General features: G+C 66.1%; 2 protein-coding genes. Both read left to right on the top strand.

Annotated features, from left to right (window positions below; genetic code table 11):
* Nucleotides 1-810, top strand: a complete 810-nt coding sequence (locus NBZ83_RS32090; protein WP_261576508.1) for a carbohydrate ABC transporter permease — start codon at nt 1-3, stop codon at nt 808-810.
* 9 nt (nt 811-819) lie between these two features.
* Nucleotides 820-1,462, top strand: a 643-nt coding sequence (locus tag NBZ83_RS32095; RefSeq protein ID WP_261576509.1) for an ABC transporter ATP-binding protein, incomplete at its 3' end; no start/stop codon positions are given.

Here is a 1,462-nt window from a genome sequence, read left to right on the forward strand (position 1 = left end):
GTGTCGGGGTGGGTGGCGGTGAACACGGTCATCGTGGTGGTGTCGCTGGTGCCGTTGGCGTGGCTGGTGTCGTTGTCGTTCAAGACGCCGGCGTCGGTCGGGGACGGGCATTTTGTGCCGCGGCACTGGACGTGGGAGAACTATCGGGGGATTTTCGGCGCGTCGCTGTTCACCCGGGCGTTGGTGAACTCGGTCGGGATCGCGTTGATCTCGACGGTGCTGGCGGTGGTGGTGGGGGCGATGGCGGCGTATGCGGTGGCGCGGCTGGTGTTCCCGGGGCGGCGGCTGCTGGTGGGGCTGGCGTTGCTGATTGCGATGTTTCCGCAGATTTCGCTGGTGAGTCCGCTGTTCAACCTGTGGCGGCAGATCGGGATCTTCGATACGTGGATCGGGTTGATCGTGCCGTATCTGACGTTTTCGTTGCCGTTGGCGATCTACACGTTGTCGGCGTTTTTCCGGGAGATTCCGCGGGATCTGGAGCGGGCGGCGGCGGTGGACGGGGCGTCGCCGTGGCAGGCGTTCACGCGGGTGATCGTGCCGTTGGCGGCGCCGGGGATGGTGACGACGGCGATCCTGGTGTTCATCTTCTGCTGGAACGATTTTCTGTTCGCGATCTCGTTGACGTCGACGGAGTCGTCGCGGACGGTTCCGGCGGCGATCGCGTTCTTCACCGGTGCGTCGCAGTTCGCCCAGCCGATCGGGTCGATCGCGGCGGCGGCGGTGGTCGTCACGATTCCGATCATCGTGTTCGTGCTGGTGTTCCAGCGTCGGATCGTCGCCGGGCTGACGTCCGGTGCGGTGAAGGGATAGGCGCAGGTCATGGCGGAGGTTGAGCTGGAGCATGTGAGCAAGTGGTTCGCGGACGGGCAGGTGGCGGTCGACGATGTGAACCTGCACGTCGCCGACGGGGAGTTGTTGATTCTGGTGGGCCCGTCGGGGTGCGGGAAGTCGACGACGTTGAACATGATCGCCGGGTTGGAGGACATCAGCGACGGCGAGTTGCGTATCGGTGGGCGGGTCGTCAACGCGCTGGGGCCGGCGGACCGGGACATCGCGATGGTGTTCCAGAGCTATGCGCTGTATCCGCATATGACGGTGCGGCGCAACATCGGGTTTCCGTTGTCGTTGGCGAAGGTGCCGCGGGCGCGGGTCGAGGAGAGGGTGCGGGAGGTGGCGCGGATCCTGGATCTGACGCCGTTGTTGGACCGTAAGCCGGGGATGCTCTCAGGTGGTCAGCGTCAGCGGGTGGCGATGGGGCGGGCGATCGTGCGGTCGCCGGCGGTGTTTCTGATGGACGAGCCGTTGTCGAACCTGGATGCGACGTTGCGGGTGGCGACGCGGACGCAGGTGTCGCGGCTGCAGCGGCGGTTGGGCACGACGATGGTGTATGTCACCCATGATCAGGTTGAGGCGATGACGCTCGGGGATCGGGTGGCGGTGCTGCGGGCGGGGCGGGTGCAGC

Source organism: Frankia gtarii (assembly GCF_025403375.1).
GTDB classification, from domain to species: domain Bacteria; phylum Actinomycetota; class Actinomycetes; order Frankiales; family Frankiaceae; genus Frankia; species Frankia gtarii.